This window comes from Glutamicibacter sp. NPDC055354, from assembly GCF_053644955.1.
Window position 1 is genome coordinate 342,451 of sequence record NZ_JBSHMB010000003.1, and the last position, 25,496, is coordinate 367,946.

The window sequence follows — 25,496 nt, forward strand, 5'->3', positions numbered from 1 at the left end:
AAGCGGTTGGTTCAAATGAACCAACCGCTTTTCGCATGCTCGAACGCTTAGAGGATCGGGCCCATCAGCTTCTTCAAGGCCGGGGTAGCTGCCATCATGGCAATACCCAGGACAACAGCGGTGCCGCCCATGGCGATGAAGTACGGGATCTCGTTGCCCTCGGTGTAGTAGCCGGCCAGCACACCCGACAGGGTGGTGCCCAGCGAAACCGACAGGAAGAACAAGGCGATCATCTGGGTGCCGAAGGCGGCCGGAGCCAGCTTGGTGGCAATTGCCTGGCCCACTGGCGAGAGCAGCAGCTCGGCAAAGGTGCACAGCAGCAGGATGCCGACCAGCGCCAGCAGCGGGGTCTTCACGAAGGATTCCAGCGGGATGAACAGCAAGAAGGCCGCACCCACAACCACCAGTGCCAGGCCGAACTTCATTGAAGTGCGTGGCTGGCGCTTGCCCAGTTTGGTCCACAATGCGGCGAAGATACCGGCGAAGATGATGATGAAGACCGGGTTGATCGAGGTAACCCAGCTCGGTGGCATTTCCCAGCTGCCCAGGTGGCGGTCCAGGCGCTGATCCGAGTAAGCGGCAATGAAGGTGAACTGCTGCTGGAACAGGGCCCAGAAGGCAGCCGAACCGATGTAGAACGGAATGAATGCCCAGACTTGCTTGCGCTCGGTGGCGTCAACCTTCTTGCTGCGCAGGATCAACGCGAAGTAGATGATCGAAGCGGCGATCACCACGTAGGCGATGGTGCTTGCCAAATTCTCCGGAGTCACGATCTTGGATGCGAAAGCGGCAATGATCAAAACGATCACGGCAGCGAAGATGACCACATAGCGGTTGCGCTCAGAGGCAGGCAGCGGGTTGCTTGGGATGCGGCCGGAGTCCGGCAGCTTCTTGCGTCCAAGGGCATAGATCCCCAGGCCGATAGCCATGCCGACCGCGGCAGCGGCGAAGCCGATGTGGAAGCCGTACTGGACCTGCAGCCAACCGGTGAGCAGTGGGCCGAGCAGCCCGCCGATGTTCACGCCCATGTAGAACAGGGAGAAGCCGGCATCGATGCGCGGATCTTCCTTGGAGTACAGGGAGCCCACCAGGGCTACAGCGTTGGCCTTCAGGCCGCCGGAACCGACGGCAACGAAGATCAGGCCGATAACCAGTCCGGCATAGCCGGGCAGGAGCGCCAGGCCAATATGGCCGATCATGATCGCGATAGCCGAGAAGAACAGGACGCGTTCCGAGCCGAACAGGCGGTCGGAGAGCCACGCGCCCAGGATGGTGGACAGGTAGACAGCGCCGCCGTAGGCGCCGACCAGCGACAGAGCCAGACCCTGGTCCATGCCCAGGCCGCCGTCGGTGACCGAGTAGTACATGTAGTAAGCCAGCAAGCCCTGCATGCCGTAGAAGGAGAATCGTTCCCACATTTCCACGCTGAAGAGGCTTGCGAGCGCACCGGGGTGACCGAAGAAGGTCTTTCCGGAAGCTTTGGTGCTCGTTGTTGCAGTAGACATACGTAATATTTTTCGCCCTTGCCCACCCGAGTACCTACTTATATGGGAAAGGTCACACCTGCATCTGGACGGCCAGCGCGAGCAGCAGTCCTTCGTCCGAGCGCGGGGAAATCAGCTGAATACTCATTGGTAACCCCTCGTTGGAGTGGCCTACCGGAACGGTGATGGCCGCTACTGAGGCGACGTTCACCATGGAGGTGTAGGGGGTGTACCGGCACTGCAACATATAATCCACATCGGCTGTGGATTGTGTATAGTGCCCGATCTTCGGCGGGATCGAGGCCATGGCAGGGGTGGCCACGACATCGTAGGCGGACCATTGGCGCACGAAGTCGGCCGCAATCTGCTTCAACCTCGAACCTGCCTGCAGGCTCTGTTCCAGCGAGCGGTCGGCGGCACGTCGGCGGAAATCCCTTGCCAAGTCGCCGAGCAGCGAATCATCCGCGACCGGAACGTCTTTCAGGCCATTGGTCCACACCGCCGCGAAGGTTTCCGGATAGTCCGTGGCGTAGTGCAGGTTGGCCGGCTGGACGCGATGCCGTTCTCCAAGGCGTTCAAGGCCCTGGGCAAATGAAGCCCGGGCTTCTTGCGCCAGGGTAATTTCATAGACCGGTTCAAACGGGGAATGGGTGCTGTACCCAATCTTCAGTCCGTCCAGGCGCTGGGGGTAGCTTCCCTGCAGCAACGGCAGATAGTGGTCCTTGCCGCGCATGGCGTCAAGCAGCAAAGCCGCATCCAAGGCATCATGGGTCAACGGTCCGCTAACCGCTAGCTTCGGTGCGCCCATGGAATCGGTGTAGCCATCAAGGATGTCGCTGGGAACGCGGCCCAAAGAAGGCTTCAGGCCTACCAGTCCGCAGGCGGCCGCGGGGATGCGAACCGAACCGCCGCCATCAGAGCCCGGACCCAGCGGAATCATGCCGGCGGCAATCGCCGCGGCCTGCCCGCCAGAGGAACCGCCCGACGAGCGCGTGGGATCAAAGGGATTGCGTGATGGGGGCGCCACGAGGTTCTCTGAATAGCTGCTCAGCCCGAATTCCGGAACCTGCGTCTTGCCCAGGACCACCACGCCCTCGGCGCGCAGCCTGGCCACCAAGGAGTGATCACGTTCAGCGACCATCGCAGGCATCGCCGCAGTGCCATAGGTGGTAGGCATCCCGGCCACGTCATTGAGGTCCTTGAACGCGGTGGGGAGCCCATGCAAGCGGCCAATGTCGCCACGGGCATGCGCCTGGTCCGCCGCTGCCGCGGCCTCCATCGCATTTTCTGCCACGTGGACGAAAGCACCTAGGTCCGCCTGCTCTTCGATGCGCTTGAGGTAGTGCTCGGTGACCTCGCGGCTTGAACGCTCGCCGCGGGCCAGCTCGTCTCGCAATTTCAGGGCGCTTGAGGGAAACATGTCGGCTTTCGACGCAGGAAATGACTAGTCTTATAAGCAAACACCCTATGTGAGAGGAATGCTAGCCGTGAGCGATTTTGAGACTGTTTCGGTCAATGATGTCCCGAAGGATGCCTTCATCCTTGACGTGCGCGAAGACTTCGAATGGGAAGCCGGCCGCGCTGCCGGAGCAACCCATATTCCCCTTGGCTCCTTGCCAGAGAAGATTTCCGAGCTTGACCCGGATGTAGACACCTACGTCATCTGCCGTACCGGTGGCCGTTCGGCCCAGGCCGCATCGTGGCTCACCGTGATGGGCTACACCGCCTTCAACGTCGCCGGCGGTTCCGATGCGTGGATCGAAGCGGGCTTGCCAATGGAAGCGGATAACGGCCAGGAGCCAACCGTACGATGAACTATGCCTATCTGGGACCTGCTGGCACTTTCACCGAGTCGGCCCTGCTGCAGGTTCCCGGGGCTGCCGAGGCGCAGCGGATCGCGGCCTCCAACGTCAATGTGGCGCTGACCATGGTGCGCGAGGGGACCGCGGAAGCGGCGATGGTCCCGATCGAGAACTCGGTAGAAGGCGGCGTTTCGGCCACCTTGGACGCCATTGCGCAGGGCGAAGCCCTGCAGATTGTTTCCGAAATCCTGGTTCCGATCACTTTCGTGCTGGCGGTACGCCCCGGCATCGACTCGCTGGAGCAGATCAGGCAGATCTCCACCCACGGGCATGCCTGGGCGCAGTGCCGCTTATGGGCCGAAGCGAATATTCCCGGGGCCGCATTCACCCCGGCTTCTTCCACGGCAGCCGGCGCCCTGGCTCTAGAAGAGGACGAACCGCCGCATGATGCGGCGATCTGCTCTCCGCTGGTAGCCCAGGAGCGCGGCCTGAAGGTGCTGGCCAGCGGGGTCGAGGACAATATCGGCGCGGTGACCCGCTTCATCCTGGTGACTCGTCCGGGAAGGATTCCGCAGCCTACCGGCGTGGACAAGTCAACGCTGATCCTGCCGCTGCCCGAGGACCGTCCCGGTGCGCTGATGGAAATTCTCGAGCAATTCACCGCCCGCGGCGTGAACCTCTCGCGCATCGAATCGCGTCCTACAGGCAAGAGCCTGGGCGAGTACTTCTTCTCCGTCGATATCGAAGGCCACGTGGCCGAGGAACGCGTTGCCGCCGCCTTGTCGGGGCTGCACCGGCTGTCCCCGCACCTGCGCTTCCTCGGTTCCTACCCAGCCGCCCAAGGCCTGGAGCCGGCCGTGGATACCCATAATTCAGATGCGGCATTCAGTGAAGCCCGTTCCTGGGTGCAGTCGCTGCGCGACCGGCTTTAAGCAGGCAGCGCGAAGGCCCGGCCTAGCTCCCCGCAAGGGGAAATCGGCCGGGCCTTCGGCATGCGCTACGGGGTGCGCAGGCGCAGGGCGCTCGGGTTCACGGACACCTGCAGTTCGTTGACCTGGCCGGTGGGGTCCCCGTCGATCTGGGTATTCATCGGCTCATCGCAACGCAGCGACACGCCAGAGGTCTGGTAGAAGCTCATCACCGGAATCTTGTTCTTGGCGCGGAATGCGGTCTTGAGCAGGATCCAGGTCCAGCCGGCGGCCGAGCGGGGAGAAAGGATCACTGCGTCGAGCACGCCGTCGTCGATCTTGGCGTCGGGCACGAAATCCAGGCCCTGCAGCTTTCCGCAGTTGGCGAAGAGCACCGAACGGACCTTGCGGGTCTGCCAGCTCTCGTCGCCCGAGAGCTTGAAGCTGACCTTCTTGCGCTGGCCCGGCAACTGGCGCAGGCCGGCTTCCGAGTAGGCCAGCCAGCCGACCTTGGATTTCAGCTCTTCGTTGGTGTCGTCAAACAGGTCGGCGTCGGTGCCCACGCCGGCGATGACCAGGAAAGCATGATCCGCCTCCTTGCCGTCCAGCAGCTGCAGCTTCATGTGCCCGACGTCGATCCGGCGAACCATCCCGCGCACTGCCACCAGCGCCGCGGTGTGCAGGTCATCGAGCGGAATATCCACGTTGCGGGCCAGCAGGTTGCCAGTGCCCAGCGGCAGGATTCCCAGGGATGCGCCGGTGCCTTCGAGCACTTCCGCGACGGCGCGGATGGTTCCGTCGCCACCTGCGGCAATAATTGTGTCGCATTGCGCATCGAGTGCTTCACGGGCTGCATCCTGGCCGGCGTTGTCCTTGGTCGTTTCAAGGACCAGCGGTGCTTCCAGCCCCGCTTCAGCGCAGACGCGGACCACGGCTTCCCTTGCTTCGTCAGCACCTGACTTGGAAGGATTGATGACCAGGGCCACCTTGGTAGCCGCTGCCTGTTCAGCCGCTTCGGGCTGCTTGATCAGCGGTTTGCTGTAGTTCGAAAGCTTGCGCACCGAATACCAACTGGTCGCCGCGGCGGCAGCTGCAGCAGCCACGGCAGAGAAAACGATCACACGATTTGTCTGCATAATGCTCTCATCGTACTCATGATTGCTACCCTTAACATGTGATCGACCTGAAAATGCTCACCGAAAATCCGGATTTGTACCGTGCCTCGCAACGCGCGCGCGGTGCCGACGAGTCGTTAATTGACCAGCTGCTGGCAGCTGACACGGCACGTCGTGAAACCATCGCCACCTACGAGCGCCTGCGTGCCGAGCAGAATGCGTTCTCCAAGAAGGTCGGCAAGGCCAAGGGCGACGAGCGCGCCGCCCTGCTTGCCGAGGTCAAGGAGCTCGCTGCCGCGGTGAAGTCCGCCCAGGCCGAGTCCGACGCGGCCTCCGCCAAGTGCACCGCACTGCAGCGTTCCATCCCCAACCTGATCATCGACGGCATCCCGGCCGGCGGCGAGGATGACTTCACCGTCGTCAAGCACGTGGGCACCGCCCGCGACTTCAAGGCCGAGGGCTTCGAGCCGCTGGACCACCTGCAGATCGCCGAGAAGCTGGACGCCATCGACATGGAACGCGGCGCCAAGGTTTCCGGCTCGCGCTTCTACTTCCTCAAGGGCATCGGCGCCCGGCTGGAAATCGCGATGATGAATATGGCCCTGGATGTGGCCATGGCGCACGACTTCATCCCGATGATCACCCCGACCCTGGTCCGCCCCGAAACCATGCAGGGCACCGGCTTCGATGTCGAGCACGACGACGAGATCTACAAGCTCGAGCGCGACAATATGTACCTGGTCGGCACCTCGGAGGTGGCCCTGGCCGGCTACCACGCGGACGAGATCATGGATCTGGCCGACGGCCCGATCCGCTACGCCGGCTGGTCCTCCTGCTACCGCCGCGAGGCTGGTTCGGCCGGCAAGGACACCCGCGGCATCATCCGCGTGCACCAGTTCAACAAGCTGGAGATGTTCGTCTACGCCAGCGTCGAGGACGCCGAAGCAGAGCACCAGAAGCTGCTTGCCATGGAAGAGGACATGCTCGGGCGCATGGAACTTCCCTACCGCGTGATCGACACCGCCGCCGGGGATTTGGGCATGAGCGCCGCGCGCAAGTTCGACTGCGAAGCCTGGGTTCCTACCCAGGGCACCTTCCGCGAACTGACCTCGACCTCGAACTGCACCACCTTCCAGGCCCGCCGCCTGAATATCCGCGAACGCGAGATCATCGACGGCAAGGCCGGCAAGACCCGTTCGGTGGCGACGCTGAACGGCACCCTGGCGACCACCCGCTGGCTCGTGGCGATTCTGGAAAACCACCAGAACCCGGACGGTTCGGTCAACGTGCCCAAGGCGCTGCAGCCTTACCTTGGCGGACTCGAAGTACTCAAGTAGCCAATGACCGGCCATTTGCCGGCTGCCCCTCGCGGGCAGCCGGCAAATGCTTTTAACCGCTTGTTCACTTGGCGCTGTGCCTTGGGTCATCGCCAAAAACCCGCGGTGGTGGTTAACTTGAGCCATGACTGTTATGACTAAGCTCGGCAACGATGACCGGCTGACCAAGCAAAAATTGATGATTTGCCTTGACGTGGATGGCACCATCGTCAACCACCAGGGGGAAATGAGCCAGCGCGTGCGCGATGCCGCGCGGGCTGTAGTGGCCCAGGGCCATGAGGTAATCATCTCCACCGGCCGCTCCTTGGGTGCGGCCCTGCCCATCATGGCGGAACTGGGCATCGACCATGGCTATGTCGTGGTCAGCAACGGCGGCGTGCTCGCAAAGGTGTGCCAGGATGAAGTCGAGATCCTGCACCGCGAGATCTTCGATCCGTCGACAGCGCTCAAGGCGCTGCGCGACCAGCTTCCCAAAGCCAAGTACGCCTTGGAGAACGAGCGCGGCGAATTCCTTTCCAGCGAAACCTTCGGCGACATGAGCTTTGGCGCCGAGAGCAAGGTCGTTGATTTCGGCGAGCTGGTTAACAGCAAGGCCGTGCGCGTGGTGGTTTTCTCCACCGACAACACCGCCGAGGAATTCGGGCATGCCGTGCAGAGCCTGGGGCTCTCCGGGGTGACCTACTCGGTGGGCTGGACCGCTTGGCTGGATATTGCCGCCGAGGGTACCACCAAGGCCAGCGGCCTGGAGCGGCTGCGGGCGATCCTGAAGTTCGATTCAAAGGACTCGCTGGCAGTAGGCGATGGCCGGAATGACGTCGAAATGCTGCAGTGGGCCGGACATGGCGTGGCCATGGGCCAAGCGCCGGATGAGGTCAAGGCAGTGGCCGACGCCGTGACTGAAGGCGTTGACCAGGATGGCCTGGCCATCGTCCTGGAAGGGCTGCTGGGCAGCTAGCACCAGGTTCTAGAGCTGGTCGGTGTATTCCAGCAGCCGGGCGATCGCTGCCCGCGCGCCCAGCTCGTCGTTGTAGCCCGAACGCACGATCGCCGCAGATACCGCCTGGGGAGTGATTCCCAGGATCCCGGCGACCGCTTTTTGCTGCCCGCGCACACCGGGAGTCAACAGGTCAACGACGGACCATTCGGCCTCGGTGCGGGTGCGGATCCACTGTCCGAGCATGCGCAGCAGGCCCTCGAGCTCGCCGTCCATCTCGTCATTGCCCGAGGAAACGCAGATCGGAACCCTTTCGCCGCGGTGGCTGGCCGCCTCCAGCGCGCCGAGCGCGCGCCGCGCCGCCCTGCCCTCGACCAGGTCGGCCTCTGCGGGCACCGGCTCGTACAGGCTGCCGATACCCAGCCCGATATTGCAGAAGTTCAGCCGTGCCACGCGCAGCAGCGCGTCGACGGCGGCATCGGGGTCACTGGGCACTCCGAGCAGCAGCTGCCCGCTGAGCGCGGTGAACGGCGCGTGGGTGTCGACTTGTTCCAGCTGGTGCCAGAGCTGCTCGCTGGCGGCGGCAACATCGGTGACCGAGCGGGGCCGGGGGCTGAGCGCAACGACAAACATGATTCAAGTATTGCGTGTGCAACCGGGTTTGTCGCGCACTGTGCGGCACTTGGCGGCTAACGGTGCTGCTCCAGCCTGATGCTGTTCCGCCGGCTGGCGGGATCAGGAGGAACTAGGACAGGGTGCTGCTGGGCGCGCCCTGCTGGGCGGGCAGCGCAACGGTCGTGTACTTGAAGAAGAACTGCGTAGCGGGGCCAATCAGCAGCGCATAAGCCACCGTGCCCACGCCCACCGGACCGCCGAGCAACCAGCCGATCCCCAGCACGCACACCTCGATAATGGTGCGCAGCAGACGGATCGATTTGCCGGTGCGCAAATGCAGCCCGGTCATCAGGCCGTCGCGCGGGCCGGGGCCGAAATGGCAGCCGATGTACAGGGCGCCGCCAAGGCCATTGACGGCGATGGCGCCAACCAGGGTCAGGATCTGCCAGCCCAACCCGTGGACATCAGGGATGAGCCAGAGAAAGAAGTCCAGGCCAAGCCCGATGAGCAGCACATTGGCGACGGTGCCCAATCCTGGCCACTGCTTGAGCGGAATCCAGGCCAGCAGCACCACGACGCCGACGATGATCACTATCGTTCCCAGCGACAGCGGAATGTAGTTGGCCAGGCCCAGGTGAAGCACATCCCACGGATCCACGCCGAGCTGGGCGCGGATCAGCAGTGCCATGGCCAGCGCAAAAAGCATGAGGCCGATGAAGAGATTTGCAAGACGCAGGGGGAGCTTTCCGGCACGCAGCTGATCGAGCGGAGTGAGATTATGCAGGGTCATGATGCTTCAAGGCTAGCCCTGCGCTGAACCCCGGCAGTAATCCCGCAAGTATCAGATGGTCACATTCCTAGTCCCAGTCCAGCCATGGTGCAGCGAGCCCCGAGACAACCAGGGCGAAAGCTCCGATGAAAAGAAAGCCGATGGCAAGCGAAAAAAGAACCATCCAGCGGGTGGGACTGCTATTCATTATCGGATCCAGGCTTTCGTTTCATCATGATCCCGGTCAAGCGGGCCACCGAGTAGACGGCGCCAAACAGGGGAATAGGCATGGCTAGGGCCAGCGGTATGGCGGTGCGCACACAGCGTTCGCGGAGGAACTGCACCAGCACAAAGAGCGTGCCCAGCGCCCACAGCACCAGAATGCCAACTTCCAGGCCGTCCAGTGCCATTACCGCTTCCATGAAAGCAGTCTATCCACCGGGGGCGAGGCTTCCCAGTATCGCAATGCCCAGGGCCGACGATAGCTGGCTCAGGTCCCCGGGCCGAGGTTGGCTGGCCGATGCGTCGGTTTCAGCACCAACCGTGGCTTGAACCCCTGGCGGGCGCAGTGCGGGAACATGGATGAACAATGCCGGGACCGGTTGGGAATACGCCAAATACGCAATGTGGTTGCACACGAAACGCCCGGCATCCTCGGAGACCCTTGCCTCATAGCCTGCGGCGAGCAGGGCGCGGACGGCCGCTGCTGGATCAAGTGTGGCATCCAAGCGTCCCGGCGCATTCGCCTTGATGGCGGCTGACCGTGGCTGGGCGCCATCATTGTCGGGGATGCGGGCATCATCTTCGTTAAAAGCCCATCGCTCCGGCGTGATTGCATTCCGGCCGCCGGCTTCGCCGACGCAAATCAGCGCATCGGGCTGGTGCTTCGCCAAGAGCGATTCGAGTGCTTTGCCGGAGGCCGCGAAGGACACCGGAAGCATGGCGGTGAGGACCTGATGCTCGCCCAGCTGCCTGGGAAGGCTGGAAACGGCTTCCTGGCTGGCATTGAATTCGTCGTTGCCGAACGGCTCGAAACCGGTGACCAAAATATGCATGGGCCCATTATGGACCCAAACTGTCGGTGTCCGCTGATAGGACTGAGGCAATGGTCCGCTCGACAGTTCTTGGTTAGGTGCTCATGGTAATCGCGGTTTTTGTACTCGTCATCCTGAATATTCTGGCAACGGCATGTATTGCCTTGCTGCTGGTGCGCAGGACATCCGGCTCTGATGGCACCCAGATCCAGGACTCGGTGCGTGCTGCTAATGCGGAGCTCCGGCAGGAACTGGGGACCCAGCGCACCGAACTGCGCCAGGGGATGGGCGAAGTGCGTACCGAGATCGACGCCAAGCTGACCGCGATGGCAGAAGCCAATGCGAACCGCCATCTGCAGGTCCAGGGGCTGCTCCAGCAGGAAATGGAGAAACTGCGCTCGGGCAATGAAGCCAAACTCGAGAAGATGCGCGAGACGGTGGACGAGAAGCTCCAGGGGACCTTGGAGAAGCGGCTGGGCGAATCCTTTGAACTGGTCAGCAAGCGGCTGGAAATGGTGCAGAAGGGGCTGGGGGAAATGCAGAGCCTGGCCCAGGATGTAGGCGGGCTGAAACGCGTGCTCACCAACGTGAAGAGCCGTGGTTCATGGGGCGAAGTGCAGCTTTCGCGCCAGCTGGAAGACATCCTCACCGCAGAGCAGTACGAGCAGAACGTGGCGGTCGTGCCCGGCAGCCGCGAGGTCGTGGAGTTCGCGGTGATCCTGCCCGGGCGGGATGCCGGAACGATCTATCTGCCAATCGACTCCAAGCTGCCGCAAGAGGACTACGAGCGCCTGCTCGATGCCCAGGAGCACGGCGACAAGGCCGTCATCGCCGCTGCGGGCAAGGCGCTGGACCGGGCGATCCTTGAGCAGGCCAAGCTGATCTCCAGCAAGTACATCGCCCCGCCGTACAGCACCGACTTCGCCATCATGTACTTGCCCACCGAGGGGCTGTTCGCCGAGGTTGTGCGCAGCCCGGGGCTGGCCAGCAAGCTGCAGGCCGAGCACCGGGTGCTGGTCACGGGGCCGACCACCCTGATGAGCCTGCTGAACTCCTTGCAAATGGGTTTCCGGACACTGGCCATTGAGAAGCGCAGCAGCGAGGTGTGGCAGGTGCTCTCGGCGGCCAAGGAAGAGTTCCGCAAGTACGGAGATGTCTGGGACAAGCTGGGCAAGCAGCTGGCCACGGCGCAGAACACGGTGCGCGATGCCGGTACCCGGACCCGTGCGGTGGAGCGGAAACTCAAGGACGTGCAGACCCTGGAAGTTTCCGCGCAGGAAGATGTGCTCAGCGGAATGCTGCCTGAAGCCTAGCGCCGGGCAGGTCCGGGTCTCCGTCAGTGAACCGGCAGCAAAAGCAATGGCGGCGACCCCCGATTCGGGGGTCGCCGCCATGTTCGGCTTGAGCCTAGTGGCTAGGCCTTGAAACGCTCGATGGAGCGAGCCAGCTCGGCTTCGGCAGCCTCGCGGCCTTCCCAACCCTCGGCCTTGACCCACTTGCCTGGTTCCAGGTCCTTGTAGCGGGTGAAGAAGTGCTCGATCTCCTTGATCAGCCATTCGTCGATGTCTTCAAGTTCCTTGATGTGGTCAAAGCGCTTGTCGGCAGGAACGCACAGCAGCTTGGCATCGCCACCGCCATCGTCGGTCATGTTGAATACGCCAATTGGGCGTGCTTCGACAACAACACCTGGGATCAGGTCAACACCCGGGATGAAGACCATGGCGTCCAATGGATCGCCATCTTCGCCCAGAGTATCGTCGAAGTAGCCGTAGTGGGTTGGGTACTGCATCGAGGTGAACAGCACGCGATCCAGGCGCAGGCGGTGGGTCTCGTGGTCGATCTCGTACTTGACGCGCGATCCGGTGGGGATCTCGATGGTCACGTCGTGGCTCATGAAAAGCACACTCCTAAACTAGTCTTAGGGATATCCGCTATAAGGGTATCGCCCCATTGCGCCTGATGGATAAAACTGCGAGAGGAATGTAACCATATGAACACTGCCGCCCGACGCGCTATTACGCTGGGGGTGGCGATTGTTGCCATGGTTGCAGTGATTGCCGCGATGCTGCTGGCCCCGCGATTCTTCACCGGAGAGCCCGAGGCTTTCTACACCCCGGCCAGCGCGCAGCTGGCCGATAAATCCCCAGTCGCCGTGCGGGACCTGGACCCCAACGCCGCGCAACCGGACCCCGGGATCCTCGCCGCGAAGCTGGATGGCATCCTGGCGGACAAGCCCGACCGGACGTCCTTCAACGCCCAGGTGGTCGACGTGGCCACGGGCACAGTCCTGTATGACAGGAACTCCGAAATAAATGGCACCCCGGCCTCCAGCCTGAAGGTAGTCACCGCCATCGCGGCCCTCGATGCCCTCGGCGGCGACACCCAGCTGTCCACCAGCGTGCTGCTCGATGGCGGCACATTGATCCTGCGCGGCGGGGGAGATGTGCTGCTGGGCGACGGGGAATCGGACCCGGCGCACCCCAAGGGCTATGCAGGACTGGCAACCCTGGCCAAGCAGACCGCCGAAGAACTTGAAAAGCGCGGCATCAGCGAGGTCAAGCTGTGGCTGGACGACTCGCTGTTCGGCGATGCGCACAGCAACCCCGCCTGGGACAAGTCGCTGTTCACCTCCAATAACATTGGCCAGGTCTACCCGATTGCGCACTACGCCGGGCGTGCCGGGGAAAGCACCAGCACCGCCTACCAGTCCGACCCGGCCGCGCAGGTCCGCAAGGTCTTCGCCCAAGCCCTGGGCGAGCGGGTCAAGGTGGATGAGGGCGGCCGCGGCCCCTATGCGGGGGGCGAGCAGATCACCGAGGTGAAGTCGGCACCGCTGCGCGATGTCATCAAGCACATGCTGCTGGTTTCGGATAACTACATTGCCGAATCCATGGGCCGCCTGGTGGCGCTGGACCGCCAGATGCCCGGGGAACAGGCAGGGGCCGCCGTCGCTGCTGTGGCCCAGGCCCATGGGGCTGCTGGACACACGCTCGTGGACACCAGCGGCCTGGCTGCCAGGAACCGGATTTCGCCCGCGGCGCTGACCGCGGTACTGCGCTCGGCCGCCACCAGCAAGAAGCCGGAATTGCGCGAGGTCGTCTACTCGCTGCCGGTCGCCGGCTACAACGGCACCTTGATGAACCGCCTGGGCGGTGCCGGAACACTTGGCCTGGTCCGCGCCAAGACCGGCTCGCTGACCGGCGTGGCCACGCTGACCGGCATGGCCATGACCGAAGACGGGCGCCTGCTCGCCTTCTCGATCTATGCCGATCAGCCCAACGGAACACTCGCACCCCACAAGCCAACCATTGACTCTGCTGTCACCGCCATCCGTGGCTGTGGCTGCCGGAGCTGAACGCCGCAGGAGCAGCAAATGAACCAGTTCGTCGATTGGAAGCTGGCGGCCAAGGCCGCGAAAACCCTGATGCCCGCCGGGCCGGGGATCCAGGCCCAGGATGCCGCACGGATCATCGAGGAACTGCGCATCGCCGCCGGCGAAGGCCTGGTGGAGGCCGAGAAGGTTTCCAAGCTGGCTGCTTCCGCGCCCTCGCAGACCCTGGTGGTGGACCGGTCCGGCTGGGCCAAGGCCGTCAGCCAGAATTTCGCGGCCCTGCTCCCGGCAGCGCGCCAGGACGTCCCCGGGGTGGTCCCCTTGATTGCCGGCGCAGAACTTGGCGCGGTGCTCTCGGTGCTGGGCACCCGGGTGCTGGGCCAGTTCGACCCGTTCGTCGGCCCGCGCCTGCTGCTCAACGCCCCGACCATCACCCAGATCCGCGGCGAGCTGAATGTGAACGCCCGCGACTTCTACCTGTGGATCGCCACCCACGAGCAGACCCACCGCCTGCAATTCGAGCACGCTGCCTGGATTCCCGGGGTCATGAAGCAGACCCTGGCCGAGGCTTTCGAGCCGCTGGCCGGCACCACCCACTCCATGGGCGAACTGGGTGAACGCCTGAAGTCCATGAAGCCCGAGGTCAGCGAACTGACCAGCATCATGTCGGTGCTCGAAGGCCACGCCATGGTCGTGATGAACGATGTCACCTCGATCCGCAGCATCAAGACCATCCGCCGCCGCTTCGAAGCCCGTGGCGAGAACCGTTCGGCCCTGGCAATCCTGCTGGGCAAGCTGCTGGGATTGGATGCCAAGGCGCTGCAGTACAAACGCGGGGCAAAATTCGTGCGGCATATCGTCGACGCGATCGGCTACGAGGGCTTCAACGAAATCTTCACCGCCCGCGAGATGTTCCCGAGCGCCGGGGAACTCGATGACCCGGAACGCTGGCTGGCCCGCACCCGATGAGCCGCGCCCTTCACCTTGCCCGCGCCGCCATCAGTGCCAGCAGCGCGCCCGGGCTGAACCTGATCGGGGTTTCCGGCGGTGCCGACTCGCTAGCCCTGGCCATTGCCGCGGCGACGCTGCCCGCTTCCTTCGGCGCCGTGGTTATCGATCACGGCCTGCAGCCCGGCAGCGCCCAGGCGGCCGAACGAGCCGCCGGGCAATGCCGCGAGCTGGGATTGGACCCGGTGGCGGTGCTCCAGGTCGAGACCTCGGATGACGAGGCTTCGGCCCGCACGGCCAGGTACCAGGCCTTTGAAGCAGCCCTGCAGCAGTTCAACGCGCAGGCATTGATGCTCGCCCACACCCGCGACGACCAGGCCGAGCAGGTGCTGCTGGGGCTGCTGCGCGGATCGGGAACCCGCTCGCTGGCCGGCATCCCTGCCCGGCGCGGAGCCTACCGGCGCCCCCTGCTGGAACTGTCCCGGGCGCAAACCGAGGAAATCTGCCGGCAGGCGGGGCTTGGCTACTGGGAAGATCCGAGCAACGCGGACACCGGGTACAAGCGCAACCTCATCCGCCATAGGATCCTGCCCTTCTTGCGCGAGGAACTTGGCGAGCATGTTCCCGAAGCACTGGCGCGCACCGCCAGCCTGGCCGCCGCCGACGCCCAAGCCCTCGACGAATGGGCCCAAGCGGCCAAGGACGAGCACGGGTTGGCGATCCCGGACCTGGCCAAGCTGCCGGTGGCCATCAGCTCGCGAGTATTGCGCCTGGCCGCCATGGAAGCCGGGGCCAGGAATGTGGGCCATGAGCGAACGGCGGCGCTGTGCGCGCTGGCCGGGCTCGGCGTCCCCAAGTCCAAATCAGCTGGTCCTGTGCAGCTGGATGGCAGGATCAGCGCCTTCCGGCGGCAATCGGTGATCGTTTTCACCACAACCGGCTAAACAACCTTCCGCTAAATGTGGCACTCTAGGTAAGTACCACACCTCTAGAATCAGGAGAATTCTCGTGGATTCCAATGCAGTCAAAGCCGATCTTGCGCACGTTCTGTACACCAAGGAAGAAATCCAGGCCCGCGTGGAAGAACTTGCCGCGCAGATCGACAAGGATTACGAAGGCCGCGACATCCTCGTGGTAGGTGTGCTCAAGGGCGCCGTGATGATCATGGCTGACCTGGTTCGCGCACTGAACTCCCACCTGACCATGGACTGGATGGCAGTGTCCTCCTACGGTTCGGGTACCCAGTCCTCCGGTGTGGTGCGCATCCTCAAGGACCTGGATTCCGACCTCATGGGCAAGCACGTGCTGATCGTCGAGGACATCATCGATTCCGGCCTGACCTTGTCCTGGCTGAAGTCCAACCTGGAATCCCGCGGCCCGGCCTCGGTGGAAATCTGCACCCTGCTGCGCAAGCCGGAAGCAGCCAAGGTGGAAATCGACGTCAAGTACGTCGGCATGGACATCCCGAACGAATTCGTGGTGGGCTACGGCCTGGACTTCGCGGAAAAGTACCGCAACCTTGATTGCGTGGGCACCTTGGCCCCGCATATTTACCAGTAGGGAACTTTTCTCGCCAATGGGGCGTTGAGAAATATCGAAGGTGGCGTGACCCGGACGCCAGAGCAGTGCGTGAGGGGGATGCGCCAGGCGCGGGGCCTGTCGGATCAATGAAAACGAAGAAGCTTTTTAACAGCTGGATCATTTGGGTCCTGGTCGGCGTAGTCGCCGTGGTGTTGTTCCTGCCGATGGTCTTCGGCAATAACTCGGCCAAGGTGGACACTTCCGTAGGCCTGCACCAGCTCACCAGCGGCAATGTCACCGAAGCGAAGATGTTCGACGGCGACCAGCGCGTGGATCTGAAGCTGCGCGACTCGCTGAAGGTCGATGGCGTGGACAAGGGCACCTCGGTGAGCTTCTACTACTCCACCGCCCGTGCCGAACTGGTGGTCGATGAGATCAACAAGGCCAACCTGGGCAAGTTCACCGACCAGCCGGTGGAAAGCAACTGGCTGCTGTCGATGCTCGGGATCATCATCCCGTTCCTGCTGATCGCCGGCATCTTCTGGTTCATCCTCGCCCGCTCCCAAGGCGGCGGCTCCAAGGTCATGCAGTTCGGCAAGTCCAAGGCGAAGCTGATCACCAAGGACATGCCGCAGGTGACCTTCAAGGATGTCGCCGGCGCCGACGAGGCCGTGGAGGAACTCCACGAAATCAAGGAATTCCTTCAGGAACCAGCCAAATTCCAGGCCCTGGGCGCGAAGATCCCCAAGGGCGTGCTGCTCTACGGCCCTCCGGGCACCGGCAAGACCCTGCTGGCCAAGGCCGTAGCCGGCGAGGCGGCGGTACCGTTCTACTCGATCTCCGGTTCGGACTTCGTGGAGATGTTCGTCGGCGTGGGCGCCTCGCGCGTTCGCGACTTGTTCGAGCAGGCAAAGACCAACTCCCCGGCGATCATCTTCGTTGACGAAATCGACGCCGTCGGCCGCCATCGCGGCGCCGGCATCGGCGGCGGCAACGATGAGCGCGAGCAGACCCTGAACCAGCTGCTGGTGGAGATGGACGGCTTCGACGCCACCACCAACGTCATCCTGATTGCCGCGACCAACCGCCCCGACGTGCTGGACCCGGCGCTGCTGCGCCCGGGCCGCTTCGACCGCCAGATCCCGGTGGAGGCACCGGATCTGAAGGGCCGCGAGCAGATCCTGGCCGTGCACGTGAAGGGCAAGCCGATGGATGCCACCGTGGACCTGAACGCCGTCGCGAAGAAGACCCCGGGCTACACCGGTGCCGACTTGGCCAACGTGCTCAACGAGGCCGCGCTGCTCACCGCCCGCTCCAACGCTAACCTGATCGACGACCGCGCCCTGGACGAGGCCATCGACCGCGTCATGGCCGGCCCGCAGAAGCGCACCCGCCTGATGGACGAGCACGAGCGCAAGGTCACCGCCTACCACGAGGGCGGCCACGCGCTGGTGGCCGCGGCCATGAACCAGACCGCACCGGTCACCAAGATCACCATCCTGCCGCGCGGCCGCGCGCTGGGCTACACCATGGTGGTTCCCGAATCCGACAAGTACTCGGTCACCCGCAACGAGCTGCTGGACCAGATGGCCTACGCCATGGGCGGGCGCGTCGCCGAGGAGATCGTCTTCCACGATCCGTCCACCGGCGCCAGCAACGACATCGAGAAGGCCACCGCCACCGCGCGCAAGATGGTCACCGAATACGGCATGAGCGAGAAGGTGGGCGCAGTGCGCCTGGCCGGCTCGGCTGCCGAGCAGGGCATGGGCACCGCCTCCCGCGACTTCTCCGACGAAATGGCCCACCTGGTGGACCAGGAAGTGCGCGAGCTGATCGAGCAGGCGCACAACGACGCCTACCAGGCGCTGATGGCCAACCGCCATGTGCTCGACCGCCTGGCCCTGGCGCTGCTGGAGCGCGAGACGCTGAACCAGAAGGAGATCGCCGAGATCTTCTCCGACCTGGTAAAGCGCGACAAGCGCGAAGTCTGGCTGAGCAACGAGGCCCGTCCGGTGCACCACGAGGGCCCGATATTAAGCCCCAAGGAGCGCGCAGCTTCCTCGACCGACTAGGATCGAAGCGTGAGTGAACTACAAGAGATTGATCAGCCGCGGATCGCGGCAGCCGTGCGCGAGATCCTGGAAGCCATTGGCGAGGATCCCGACCGCGACGGCCTGGTAGACACCCCGAAGCGGGTGGCCAAGGCCTATGCGGAGTTCTTCGCCGGCTTGCACCAGAAAGCGGCAGACCACTTGTCCACCACCTTCGACATCGAGCACGATGAGATGGTGCTGGTCAAGGACATCCCGTTCTACTCGACCTGCGAGCACCACCTGGTACCCTTCTACGGTTCGGCGCATATCGGCTACATCCCGGGCAAGGGCGGCAAGGTCACCGGCCTGTCCAAGCTGGCCCGGCTGGTCGAGGTGTACGCCCGCCGCCCGCAGGTCCAGGAGCGCCTGACCACCCAGATCGTCGATGCCCTCGTGGAGCACCTGAACCCCTCCGGTGCGATCGTCGTCGTTGAATGCGAGCACATGTGCATGTCCATGCGCGGGGTGCAGAAGCCCGGCGCGAAGACCGTGACCAGTGCGGTGCGCGGGCAGCTGCGGGAAACCGCCACCCGTGCCGAAGCCATGAGCCTGATCCTCGGAAAGTAGGAACCCCCATGTCGCTTGGAGCGATCCCGGGCACCGGCCCGAACACCAGCCCATTGCCGGTGATCCGCAAGTCCAGCAAGAAGACCATGGCCGACCTGCCAACCGGCCGCACCCTAGTCATGGGCATCCTGAACGTCACCGAGGACTCCTTCTCGGATGGCGGGAAGTACCTGTCCGCCGATGCCGCGATCGACCAGGGCCTGAAGCTGCTGTACTCGGGTGCCGACATCATCGACGTGGGCGGCGAATCCACCCGCCCGGGCGCCACGAACGTGGATCCTGCCCTGGAGCGCGAGCGCATCATCCCGGTCATCGAAGCCCTGGTGAAGGCCGGCGCGGTGATCTCCGTGGACACCATGCATGTCTCCACCGCCCGCGCGGCCATCGCCGCCGGCGCGCACCTCATCAACGACGTTTCCGGCCTGACCTATGAGCCGGGCATGCCGGAGCTGATCGCGGAAACCGGCGTCCCCTACGTATTGATGCACCGCCGCGGCACCGCGCAGGACATGGTCTCCGAGGCCAACTACCAGGACGTGGTCACCGAGGTCATCGGCGAATTGCGCATGCTGCGCGATGAATTCGTCGCCAAGGGCGTGGCCCCGGAGCAGATCATCATCGATCCGGGACTGGGCTTCGCCAAGGATGCGCAGCACAATTGGGCGCTGCTGGCCAACGTCCCTGCCATCGAGGAGCTGGGCCACCGGGTGCTGATCGGCACCAGCCGCAAGCGCTTCCTGGGCGAACTGCTGGCCGAGGGTTCCAAGAGCCGCGCGCCGATGGAACGCGATTCCGCGACCGCAGCGACCACCGTGCTGGGCGCCCGCGACAAGGTCTGGGCAGTGCGCGTGCACGATGTCACCGGCAACCGCGACGCCATTGAAGTCGTGCAGGCCTATGGATCGCATTAGCATCTACGGAATTTCGGCCACCGGCTACCATGGCGTTTTCGACCATGAGAAGCGCGACGGCCAGGAATTCATCATTGACGTGGTGCTGCACGTGGATATCTCACGTGCGGCAGCCAGCGACAATGTTCTTGACACGGTGCACTACGGCGAAGTCAGCGAGCTGGTAGTCCAGCAGATCCAGGCCGGCCCGTGGGACCTGATCGAGAAGCTGGGCAGCGAAATCGCCGAGGCGATCCTCGCCGCCTACCCGGGCGTGTTCACCATCGACGTGGTGGTGCACAAGCCGCAGGCTCCAATCCCGGTACCGTTCACCGATGTCACCATCTCGCTGACGCGGCACCAGAAGCAGCACACCGCGATCATCGCGTTGGGCGCCAACCTGGGTGATCCGCAGGCTACCCTGGCCGCCGCGGTGCAGGACCTCGGCGCAGAAGTCGAGCTGCTCAAGGTTTCCCCGCTGGCCATCACCAAGCCGGTAGGCGGTCCGCCGGAACAGCCCGATTACACCAACCAGGTCGTCCAGGTGCGTACCCGGCTGGCCCCGCATGAGCTGCTGGATCTGTGCCAGTGGATAGAAGCCAAGCACCACCGCACCCGCGAGGTGCGCTGGGAAGCGCGCACCCTGGATCTGGACCTGATCGCCTACGACCAGCTGAACCTGGATGATGAGCGGCTGACCCTGCCTCATCCGCGCGCCGCGATCCGCGGCTTCGTGCTGGCCCCGTGGAGCTGGATGGATCCGGACGCGGTGCTGAACGGGCAACTGGTTTCCCGTTTGGCCGCCGAAGCTGCCGATACGAAGGACATCATACGGCTATGGCCAAGCTGAAGCTGCGCTGGCTGCTCTGGTGCGCCGGGCTCGGGGCCATGGCCGGCTGGATCGCGTTGCGCCTGCTCACCGCGGCAGGCAGGTACGCGCCGGTGCTGGACTACTCCGCCCTGTACTCGCTGGGCGCAGTCTGCGCGGTGATCCTGTTCCTGGGGATCCGCGTGAAGCGCTCCACCTTGGGCAAATCGGACTTCGAGCCGATCGCCGCAGCTCGTACCCTGGTTCTGGCCCAGGCCTCGGCGTATGCTGGTGCGGTGATTGCCGGTTGGCATGTTCCGGCCATCATCACCCTCTGGGCGGCCACTGGGATCACCCCCACCCTGACCCGCGGCCTGGTGCTGGCTGGTGCTGGTGTCCTCATGGTGATTATTGGGTATATTGTTCAGCAACTGTGCAAACTACCTCCAGAGGATACCGATGGCAACAGCGACTCCGTGGTCACCGAATAACTTCACCCCAGCCCACCGGGACTACGCCAAGGTCAAGTTCACCACTTGGGTGATCACCTGGGGCCTGTTCCTGCTGGCGGCCCTGGTCCCTGCCGTGCTGGCAGTCACCGGCGTCGGCGTCCCGCTGTGGCTGGTGATTTCCCCGGTCCTGCTGGTGCTGGCTATCGCGTTGCCGGCATTGCGCATCATCCGCCGCCAGGTCGCCGCACTGGGCTATCTCGAACGCGAAGAAGACTTCATCGTCCGCTCCGGGGTGATGTGGCGCAAGCAGGTGGTCATTCCCTACGGCCGCATGCAATACGTCGAGGTCAACAGCGGGCCGCTGGAGCGCCGCTATGGGCTATGCCAGCTAACGCTGAACACCGCCGGCAGCGCTGCCACCGCGCACGTCTACGGGTTGCCCGAGGGCGAAGGGCAGGCCCTGCGCGAACGGCTTGTGGCCGCCGGCGAAGAGAAAATGCTATGAGCCAGGCCGAAGAACTGGCCACCGGAGACAGTGCCGAGCCATGGCAGCGGGTGCATCCAGCCAGCCCGTTCGTCCACGGCTGGCTGGCCATCATCGGCCTGGGCTACATCTACTGGCAGAACACCGACGACCTGACCTGGGCGGAGCGCTTCTCCGGCACCAGGCTGATGTGGACCGTCGCGGGCGCCGGCATCGCACTGGCCGTGGTGCTCATCTTCTACTTCCTTTCCTGGTACTTCACCCGCTACAAGCTCACCAGCACCCACGTGTACGTGAATTCCGGGATGCTATTCCGCAGCCAGAAGCAGGCGCGCATCGACAAGGTGCAAGGCATAGACATTGCCCAGCCACTGGTAGCCCGGCTGCTGGGTCTCGCCGAACTGCGCTTTGACGTGGCCGATTCCTCCGAGTCGGTGCTGCGCCTTTCCTTCCTGCGCAAGGCCGATGCCCACGCGCTGCGCGTGGTCATCCTGGAGCGGGCCCGCGGCGAAGAACCTGCCGCTGCCCAAGAAAGCGGCTCCCACGACGCGGCGGATCGCGCGGCAGCCCAGCCGCAGGCCGCCGCGGACGCGTTGCCGCTGATGGCCAACGTGCCCATTGGGCGCCTGATTGGCTCCATGCTCCTGCAATTGCCGGTGATGTTCGGGGTGCTCGCATGTCTGGCGATGCTGGTGCTTTGGCTTGCCGGGGTCGACGGAATCATCGCGGCCCTGGTCCCCGCGGCCTTGGCCTTCGGCAGCTTCTACTACAAGCAGCTGAACCAGGGCTGGAACTTCACCGCCAGCGCCTCGGACACCGGCATGCGCATCAGCTACGGACTGGCTGACACCCGCCAGCACTCCATTCCTGCCGGCCGCGTCCAGGCCATTTCGGTGACGGCACCCTTCTTCTGGCGGATGCTGGGCTGGTACAAGGTGGAAGTCAACGTGCTGGGCACCAAGAGCGATGACGCGGATAACCTGCAGGTGCTCCCGGTGGGCGACTTCGAGTCGGTCGCCCGAATCATGGGGATCCTGCTGCCGGATCTTGGCGTCGCCAACCAGCGCGAGGTGCTGGCCACCGCGGTGAGCACCGGATGCGAACACGGTTTCACCGGCTCCCCGGAACGCGCCAAGCCGCTATCGCCCGGGGCATGGAAGCACCAGGCGTTCCTGGCCACCGGCACCACGGTGATTTCCCGGTATGGCTGGCTGGCCCGGCAGGCCAGCTTCGTGCCGCATAACCGGGTGCAGGGCATGAGCTGGGGCCAGGGGCCGTGGGAGCAAGGACGTAAACTGGCCGGTGTCCGCTTGCACTGTGCCGGCGGAAACATCATCGGATACCTGCATCAGATTGATGCGGACACCGCAGCAGAATTTATTCGGGCGCAAACCCGGCGCCTGGTTGAAAGGTAGAAGTGGACGCACCACGCTTGGGAATCGGCATCATCTCCGCCGGCAAGGTAGGCACCGTGCTTGGTGCGGCGCTGGCAGCCAGCGGACACCGGATCACCGGAATCCACGCCGTCTCGGAGGATTCGCGCGATCGCGCCGACGCCTTGCTGCCCGGCGTGGAACTGCTGGACCCAGCAGAAATCCTGCGCCGCAGCGAACTGGTGCTCTTTGCGGTACCCGACGACGTGCTCGGCGAACTGGTGTCCGGACTGGCAGCGGGCGGCCATATCGCCGCCGGGCAGTTGATCGCGCACACCGCCGGGCGGTACGGCACCTCGATCCTGCAACCGGCCTTGGATGCTGGCGCCTTTGGACTGGCAATCCACCCGGCCATGACCTTCACCGGCATGAGCATGGACCTCCAGCGCCTGACCGACTGCGTCTTCGCGGTCACCGCGGACGAGGCCATCCTCCCGGTAGCCCAGGCGCTGGTGGTGGAAATGCGCGGGGAGCCGGTGGTGATCGCCGAGCAGGATCGTGCCAGCTACCACGCGGCCCTGGCCCATGCGGCAAACCACCTGAACACCATCACGGCGCAATCGGCGGACATCCTGCGCCGGATCGGCGTGGAAGAACCATCCAATACCCTGCGCGCCCTGATGTACGCGAGCCTGGATAATGCCCTGCGTTCCGGCGCGGGCGCACTGACCGGCCCGGTAGCACGAGGCGATAGCGGAACGGTCACCGCGCACCTGCAAGCGCTGGCCGACGCCCCGGCGGAAACCAACAATTCCTATCGGAGCCTCTCGCGCGCTACCGCGCTGCGCGCCGCAGAACGCGGACTGATCTCCCAAGGCACGCTGGAAGAGCTTCTGCGAGTTCTAGAATAGAAGCGTGAAAACCCCGAAGATTGTAAAGACCCGTGCCGAGCTGAAGGCTGCTATTGCCGCAGCTAACCCGGGATCGCTGGGCTTCGTGCCCACTATGGGAGCCCTGCACCGCGGACATGCTTCGCTGTTCAAGGCCGCCCGCGCAGAAAACGAACTGGTAGTCATCTCCGTATTCGTCAATGAGCTGCAGTTCAACGATGCCAGCGACTACGCCAACTATCCGCGCCAGCTCGACGCTGATGTGCAGCTGGCCGCGGCCGCCGGCGTCGATCTTGTCTTTGCCCCGGACGCTTCCGAGATCTACCATGCCGGCCTTCCGCTGGTGAAGTTGAGCTCCGGCGCGCTGGGCGAAATGTATGAAGGCGCCTCGCGTCCAGGCCACTTCGATGGCATGCTGGCCGTAGTCGCCAAGCTGCTGCACTTGACCGACCCGCGTCGGGGCGAATACCGCGCCTACTTCGGCCAGAAGGATGCCCAGCAGCTGATGCTGATCCGCCGCATGGTTGCCGACCTGGACTATCCGGTAGAACTGCGTGCGGTGCCGATCGTGCGCAGCCCGAAAGGCCTGGCGCTTTCCAGCCGCAATGCATTGCTCAGCGAGGAAGAGAAGGAAGCAGCCTTGGTGCTGCACCGTTCGATCCAGCTGGTTGCCGACCGTGCGGCACGCAATGAACCGCTGTACATCGAGGATGCCATCGGCATGTACCAGATGGCCCCGCTGGTGGAGCTGGACTACTTCGCCGTCGTTGACCCGGATACCCTGCAGGAACTGGCATTCAACTGCCAGGACACCCCCTTCACCGGCGAGGGCTTGATCCTTGTCGCGGCGAAGGTGGGCAACGTCCGTCTGATCGACAACCAGCCGATCTAGGCAAAGCGTCGAGCAGCCTGCCCGAGGACCTGGCGGAAGCCGCACAGCTCCTGCATGATTTCGGCGGCGGGCTGCTCGGCGCCAACGAACTGCACTGCCTCACCGGCATAGACCGGGGCTATGTCCGTCAGCGCTTCGGAGCGGGCCTGATCCATCTGCTCGCGCAGCGCATCGTTCGGCTCCCAGCTGGAAAGATCCGCGTGCTTGTCGCTGAACTCATTGCGCAGCGCCCGTCCGCCGAACTCGGGCGCCCATGGCAATTGCTGGGCGAGATCGAAGGCGCGGGTATAGATAGTGTCATCCAGGCCCGCATTGCGTGCTGCGCTCTTCATGTTCCCGTGCCCGCTGGACTCTGCTGCCGAGAGGAAACGGGTCCCGATCCAGGCAGCTTCCGCGCCAGCTGACAGCACCGCGGCGATACCTCGCGCAGTGCCGATGCCTCCGGCCGCCACCACAGGCTTCTGGTGCTGGGCGGTTGCCAGCTGCAGCAGCGGCAGAGTTCCGGCTTCATTGCGGCCATGTCCGCCACCTTCTGCGCCACGGGCAATGATGATGTCGATGTCATCAGCCATCGCGCGTTCCAGATCTGCCGCATTGCCTACTTGCATGGCGGTCAGAACTCCAGCCTCATGGGCTACCGCCGCGGCCCGGGTGACATCGCCGAAGCTCAAGGTCACCAACGAGGGCCCGAACTCCAAGAAGGCCTCTAGCGGGGAGAGATCCGTTTCCAGCGCCCAGGCCATGAAGCCGACGCCCCATGGAGTACTCAGGGATTCAACGAATTGCGTTTGCTGTTCAATCCAGTCAGCTGTGGGAGTTGCAGGCGAACCGATCATCCCTACACCTCCCGCGTGGGAAACAGCTGCAGCCAAGGCGCCGCCAGCCGCGCCAGCCATAGATGCATTGAAGATGGGTTCACGGTATCCAAGGAGTCTTTGCAGGTCGCTCATGAGCCCAGACTAGAACAGCGAAATGAATGTGACCTAGAACGCGGCCCCTCGATTTGTAAGTGCCCAAGAACCTGTGTATAGTTTTTATCTGTTGCCGGAACGGAAACAACACGGAATCTACCGATTGTTTACCCGGCAGCCAATCACTTTTCACTGAAGGTTTTCCGCCGATTTTGATCGGATCAGGAAGTCTGGTAAGTTGGAAAAGTTGCTCCGGAGCGAAGCAGTCATCGAAGGATTGGTGGTTGTGGTGTCGAGAGTGTTTGTTGTTTGAGAACTCAATAGTGTGCCAAGTTTGT

The 25,496-nt window shown here is 63.8% G+C and carries 27 protein-coding genes; 18 read left to right on the plus strand and 9 right to left on the minus strand.

Going from position 1 to position 25,496, the window contains the following annotated elements; all coding sequences use genetic code 11:
• Positions 1-47 precede the first annotated feature (47 nt).
• Positions 48-1,505 carry a peptide MFS transporter gene (locus ACWICV_RS14885; RefSeq protein ID WP_105658644.1) on the minus strand — a complete coding sequence of 486 codons (1,458 nt, stop codon included), beginning with the start codon at positions 1,503-1,505 and terminating at the stop codon, positions 48-50.
• Positions 1,506-1,557: 52 nt separating this feature from the next.
• Positions 1,558-2,904: an amidase gene (locus ACWICV_RS14890; protein WP_454091158.1), complete on the minus strand. Its 1,347-nt coding sequence runs from the start codon at positions 2,902-2,904 to the stop codon at positions 1,558-1,560.
• 67 nt (positions 2,905-2,971) lie between these two features.
• Between ACWICV_RS14890 and ACWICV_RS14895 the strand changes: the two genes are divergently transcribed.
• Complete coding sequence (locus tag ACWICV_RS14895) at positions 2,972-3,298, plus strand: rhodanese-like domain-containing protein (protein ID WP_105658642.1); 327 nt, start codon at positions 2,972-2,974, stop codon at positions 3,296-3,298.
• Positions 3,295-4,218: a prephenate dehydratase gene (gene pheA / locus ACWICV_RS14900; protein ID WP_454091157.1), complete on the plus strand. Its 924-nt coding sequence runs from the start codon at positions 3,295-3,297 to the stop codon at positions 4,216-4,218. The genes ACWICV_RS14895 and pheA overlap by 4 nt, the downstream gene beginning before the upstream one ends.
• 65 nt (positions 4,219-4,283) lie before the next feature.
• Here the strand turns inward: pheA and ACWICV_RS14905 are convergent, their stop codons facing one another.
• A complete protein-coding gene (locus tag ACWICV_RS14905; protein ID WP_105658640.1) occupies positions 4,284-5,330 on the minus strand; it encodes a diacylglycerol/lipid kinase family protein in 1,047 nt (348 codons plus the stop codon).
• Positions 5,331-5,368: 38 nt separating this feature from the next.
• On the opposite strand from ACWICV_RS14905, the gene serS reads away from it, so the two are divergent.
• Positions 5,369-6,646 (plus strand): serine--tRNA ligase, encoded by a 1,278-nt coding sequence (serS, locus tag ACWICV_RS14910; protein ID WP_105658639.1) that lies wholly within the window; start codon positions 5,369-5,371, stop codon positions 6,644-6,646.
• A 124-nt stretch (positions 6,647-6,770) separates the two neighbouring features.
• On the plus strand, positions 6,771-7,601 hold the full coding sequence (locus ACWICV_RS14915) for an HAD family hydrolase (RefSeq protein ID WP_400289648.1): 831 nt from the start codon (positions 6,771-6,773) through the stop codon (positions 7,599-7,601).
• 9 nt (positions 7,602-7,610) lie between these two features.
• On the opposite strand, the gene ACWICV_RS14920 is transcribed toward ACWICV_RS14915, so the two are convergent.
• From ACWICV_RS14920 to ACWICV_RS14935, 4 genes are all read right to left on the minus strand, one after another.
• Positions 7,611-8,213, minus strand: a complete 603-nt coding sequence (locus ACWICV_RS14920; protein WP_105658637.1) for a hypothetical protein — start codon at positions 8,211-8,213, stop codon at positions 7,611-7,613.
• Positions 8,214-8,325: 112 nt separating this feature from the next.
• Positions 8,326-8,985 (minus strand): membrane protein YczE, encoded by a 660-nt coding sequence (yczE, locus tag ACWICV_RS14925; RefSeq protein WP_105658636.1) that lies wholly within the window; start codon positions 8,983-8,985, stop codon positions 8,326-8,328.
• A gap of 179 nt (positions 8,986-9,164) precedes the next feature.
• Positions 9,165-9,386: a hypothetical protein gene (locus ACWICV_RS14930; RefSeq protein WP_133833724.1), complete on the minus strand. Its 222-nt coding sequence runs from the start codon at positions 9,384-9,386 to the stop codon at positions 9,165-9,167.
• A gap of 9 nt (positions 9,387-9,395) precedes the next feature.
• The gene (locus ACWICV_RS14935; protein WP_332487018.1) at positions 9,396-10,019 is read right to left on the minus strand and encodes a pyroglutamyl-peptidase I; all 624 of its coding nucleotides are present in this window, start codon (positions 10,017-10,019) and stop codon (positions 9,396-9,398) included.
• 83 nt (positions 10,020-10,102) lie between these two features.
• Here ACWICV_RS14935 and ACWICV_RS14940 point away from each other — a divergent pair, with 83 nt between their 5' ends.
• The gene (locus ACWICV_RS14940) at positions 10,103-11,311 is read left to right on the plus strand and encodes a DNA recombination protein RmuC (RefSeq protein WP_105662171.1); all 1,209 of its coding nucleotides are present in this window, start codon (positions 10,103-10,105) and stop codon (positions 11,309-11,311) included.
• 101 nt (positions 11,312-11,412) lie between these two features.
• Here ACWICV_RS14940 and ACWICV_RS14945 read toward each other — a convergent pair whose 3' ends face one another.
• Positions 11,413-11,892, minus strand: a complete 480-nt coding sequence (locus ACWICV_RS14945) for an inorganic diphosphatase (protein ID WP_105658632.1) — start codon at positions 11,890-11,892, stop codon at positions 11,413-11,415.
• 96 nt (positions 11,893-11,988) lie between these two features.
• Between ACWICV_RS14945 and dacB the strand changes: the two genes are divergently transcribed.
• The 13 genes from dacB to panC all read left to right on the plus strand — a co-directional run bounded on the left by dacB (position 11,989) and on the right by panC (position 24,247).
• The gene (gene dacB / locus ACWICV_RS14950; RefSeq protein WP_332487022.1) at positions 11,989-13,353 is read left to right on the plus strand and encodes a D-alanyl-D-alanine carboxypeptidase/D-alanyl-D-alanine endopeptidase; all 1,365 of its coding nucleotides are present in this window, start codon (positions 11,989-11,991) and stop codon (positions 13,351-13,353) included.
• A gap of 18 nt (positions 13,354-13,371) precedes the next feature.
• Positions 13,372-14,298 carry a zinc-dependent metalloprotease gene (locus ACWICV_RS14955; protein ID WP_454091156.1) on the plus strand — a complete coding sequence of 309 codons (927 nt, stop codon included), beginning with the start codon at positions 13,372-13,374 and terminating at the stop codon, positions 14,296-14,298.
• Positions 14,295-15,221: a tRNA lysidine(34) synthetase TilS gene (gene tilS, locus ACWICV_RS14960; RefSeq protein ID WP_286134349.1), complete on the plus strand. Its 927-nt coding sequence runs from the start codon at positions 14,295-14,297 to the stop codon at positions 15,219-15,221. The genes ACWICV_RS14955 and tilS overlap by 4 nt, the downstream gene beginning before the upstream one ends.
• 64 nt (positions 15,222-15,285) lie before the next feature.
• Complete coding sequence (hpt, locus tag ACWICV_RS14965) at positions 15,286-15,837, plus strand: hypoxanthine phosphoribosyltransferase (RefSeq protein ID WP_105658629.1); 552 nt, start codon at positions 15,286-15,288, stop codon at positions 15,835-15,837.
• A 107-nt stretch (positions 15,838-15,944) separates the two neighbouring features.
• On the plus strand, positions 15,945-17,870 hold the full coding sequence (gene ftsH / locus ACWICV_RS14970; RefSeq protein WP_402472122.1) for an ATP-dependent zinc metalloprotease FtsH: 1,926 nt from the start codon (positions 15,945-15,947) through the stop codon (positions 17,868-17,870).
• Positions 17,871-17,879: 9 nt separating this feature from the next.
• The gene (folE, locus tag ACWICV_RS14975; RefSeq protein WP_286134348.1) at positions 17,880-18,458 is read left to right on the plus strand and encodes a GTP cyclohydrolase I FolE; all 579 of its coding nucleotides are present in this window, start codon (positions 17,880-17,882) and stop codon (positions 18,456-18,458) included.
• A gap of 8 nt (positions 18,459-18,466) precedes the next feature.
• Positions 18,467-19,369, plus strand: a complete 903-nt coding sequence (gene folP / locus ACWICV_RS14980; RefSeq protein ID WP_105658627.1) for a dihydropteroate synthase — start codon at positions 18,467-18,469, stop codon at positions 19,367-19,369.
• Positions 19,356-20,198, plus strand: coding sequence for a 2-amino-4-hydroxy-6-hydroxymethyldihydropteridine diphosphokinase (gene folK / locus ACWICV_RS14985; protein WP_166650737.1), 843 nt, complete (start codon positions 19,356-19,358; stop codon positions 20,196-20,198). Before folP ends, folK begins: the two co-directional genes overlap by 14 nt.
• Positions 20,186-20,647, plus strand: a complete 462-nt coding sequence (locus tag ACWICV_RS14990; protein WP_454091155.1) for a DUF3180 domain-containing protein — start codon at positions 20,186-20,188, stop codon at positions 20,645-20,647. Before folK ends, ACWICV_RS14990 begins: the two co-directional genes overlap by 13 nt.
• Positions 20,616-21,113 (plus strand): PH domain-containing protein, encoded by a 498-nt coding sequence (locus ACWICV_RS14995; RefSeq protein WP_388024664.1) that lies wholly within the window; start codon positions 20,616-20,618, stop codon positions 21,111-21,113. The genes ACWICV_RS14990 and ACWICV_RS14995 overlap by 32 nt, the downstream gene beginning before the upstream one ends.
• A complete protein-coding gene (locus tag ACWICV_RS15000; RefSeq protein ID WP_454091154.1) occupies positions 21,110-22,507 on the plus strand; it encodes a PH domain-containing protein in 1,398 nt (465 codons plus the stop codon). The genes ACWICV_RS14995 and ACWICV_RS15000 overlap by 4 nt, the downstream gene beginning before the upstream one ends.
• A gap of 2 nt (positions 22,508-22,509) precedes the next feature.
• Positions 22,510-23,376 carry a Rossmann-like and DUF2520 domain-containing protein gene (locus tag ACWICV_RS15005; RefSeq protein WP_332595340.1) on the plus strand — a complete coding sequence of 289 codons (867 nt, stop codon included), beginning with the start codon at positions 22,510-22,512 and terminating at the stop codon, positions 23,374-23,376.
• A 4-nt stretch (positions 23,377-23,380) separates the two neighbouring features.
• Positions 23,381-24,247 (plus strand): pantoate--beta-alanine ligase, encoded by an 867-nt coding sequence (gene panC / locus ACWICV_RS15010; protein WP_400289634.1) that lies wholly within the window; start codon positions 23,381-23,383, stop codon positions 24,245-24,247.
• On the opposite strand, the gene ACWICV_RS15015 is transcribed toward panC, so the two are convergent.
• The gene (locus ACWICV_RS15015) at positions 24,244-25,197 is read right to left on the minus strand and encodes an NAD(P)H-dependent flavin oxidoreductase (RefSeq protein WP_105662165.1); all 954 of its coding nucleotides are present in this window, start codon (positions 25,195-25,197) and stop codon (positions 24,244-24,246) included. The genes panC and ACWICV_RS15015 overlap by 4 nt on opposite strands.
• Between the last annotated feature and the right edge of the window lie 299 nt (positions 25,198-25,496).

What these genes read in the sequence shown, in the direction of transcription:
- ACWICV_RS15000 (WP_454091154.1), top strand. Translation starts at nt 21,110, where the DNA reads ATGAGCCAGGCCGAAGAACTGGCCACCGGAGACAGTGCCGAGCCATGG.
- ACWICV_RS14890 (WP_454091158.1), bottom strand. Translation starts at nt 2,904, where the DNA reads ATGTTTCCCTCAAGCGCCCTGAAATTGCGAGACGAGCTGGCCCGCGGC.
- tilS (WP_286134349.1), top strand. Translation starts at nt 14,295, where the DNA reads ATGAGCCGCGCCCTTCACCTTGCCCGCGCCGCCATCAGTGCCAGCAGC.
- dacB (WP_332487022.1), top strand. Translation starts at nt 11,989, where the DNA reads ATGAACACTGCCGCCCGACGCGCTATTACGCTGGGGGTGGCGATTGTT.
- ftsH (WP_402472122.1), top strand. Translation starts at nt 15,945, where the DNA reads ATGAAAACGAAGAAGCTTTTTAACAGCTGGATCATTTGGGTCCTGGTC.
- ACWICV_RS14935 (WP_332487018.1), bottom strand. Translation starts at nt 10,019, where the DNA reads ATGCATATTTTGGTCACCGGTTTCGAGCCGTTCGGCAACGACGAATTC.
- ACWICV_RS14930 (WP_133833724.1), bottom strand. Translation starts at nt 9,386, where the DNA reads ATGGAAGCGGTAATGGCACTGGACGGCCTGGAAGTTGGCATTCTGGTG.
- ACWICV_RS14990 (WP_454091155.1), top strand. Translation starts at nt 20,186, where the DNA reads ATGGCCAAGCTGAAGCTGCGCTGGCTGCTCTGGTGCGCCGGGCTCGGG.
- ACWICV_RS14905 (WP_105658640.1), bottom strand. Translation starts at nt 5,330, where the DNA reads ATGCAGACAAATCGTGTGATCGTTTTCTCTGCCGTGGCTGCTGCAGCT.
- folP (WP_105658627.1), top strand. Translation starts at nt 18,467, where the DNA reads ATGTCGCTTGGAGCGATCCCGGGCACCGGCCCGAACACCAGCCCATTG.
- ACWICV_RS14885 (WP_105658644.1), bottom strand. Translation starts at nt 1,505, where the DNA reads ATGTCTACTGCAACAACGAGCACCAAAGCTTCCGGAAAGACCTTCTTC.
- ACWICV_RS15015 (WP_105662165.1), bottom strand. Translation starts at nt 25,197, where the DNA reads ATGAGCGACCTGCAAAGACTCCTTGGATACCGTGAACCCATCTTCAAT.
- ACWICV_RS14940 (WP_105662171.1), top strand. Translation starts at nt 10,103, where the DNA reads ATGGTAATCGCGGTTTTTGTACTCGTCATCCTGAATATTCTGGCAACG.
- ACWICV_RS14920 (WP_105658637.1), bottom strand. Translation starts at nt 8,213, where the DNA reads ATGTTTGTCGTTGCGCTCAGCCCCCGGCCCCGCTCGGTCACCGATGTT.
- ACWICV_RS14955 (WP_454091156.1), top strand. Translation starts at nt 13,372, where the DNA reads ATGAACCAGTTCGTCGATTGGAAGCTGGCGGCCAAGGCCGCGAAAACC.
- pheA (WP_454091157.1), top strand. Translation starts at nt 3,295, where the DNA reads ATGAACTATGCCTATCTGGGACCTGCTGGCACTTTCACCGAGTCGGCC.
- ACWICV_RS14945 (WP_105658632.1), bottom strand. Translation starts at nt 11,892, where the DNA reads ATGAGCCACGACGTGACCATCGAGATCCCCACCGGATCGCGCGTCAAG.
- yczE (WP_105658636.1), bottom strand. Translation starts at nt 8,985, where the DNA reads ATGACCCTGCATAATCTCACTCCGCTCGATCAGCTGCGTGCCGGAAAG.
- ACWICV_RS14995 (WP_388024664.1), top strand. Translation starts at nt 20,616, where the DNA reads ATGGCAACAGCGACTCCGTGGTCACCGAATAACTTCACCCCAGCCCAC.
- folK (WP_166650737.1), top strand. Translation starts at nt 19,356, where the DNA reads ATGGATCGCATTAGCATCTACGGAATTTCGGCCACCGGCTACCATGGC.
- ACWICV_RS14915 (WP_400289648.1), top strand. Translation starts at nt 6,771, where the DNA reads ATGACTGTTATGACTAAGCTCGGCAACGATGACCGGCTGACCAAGCAA.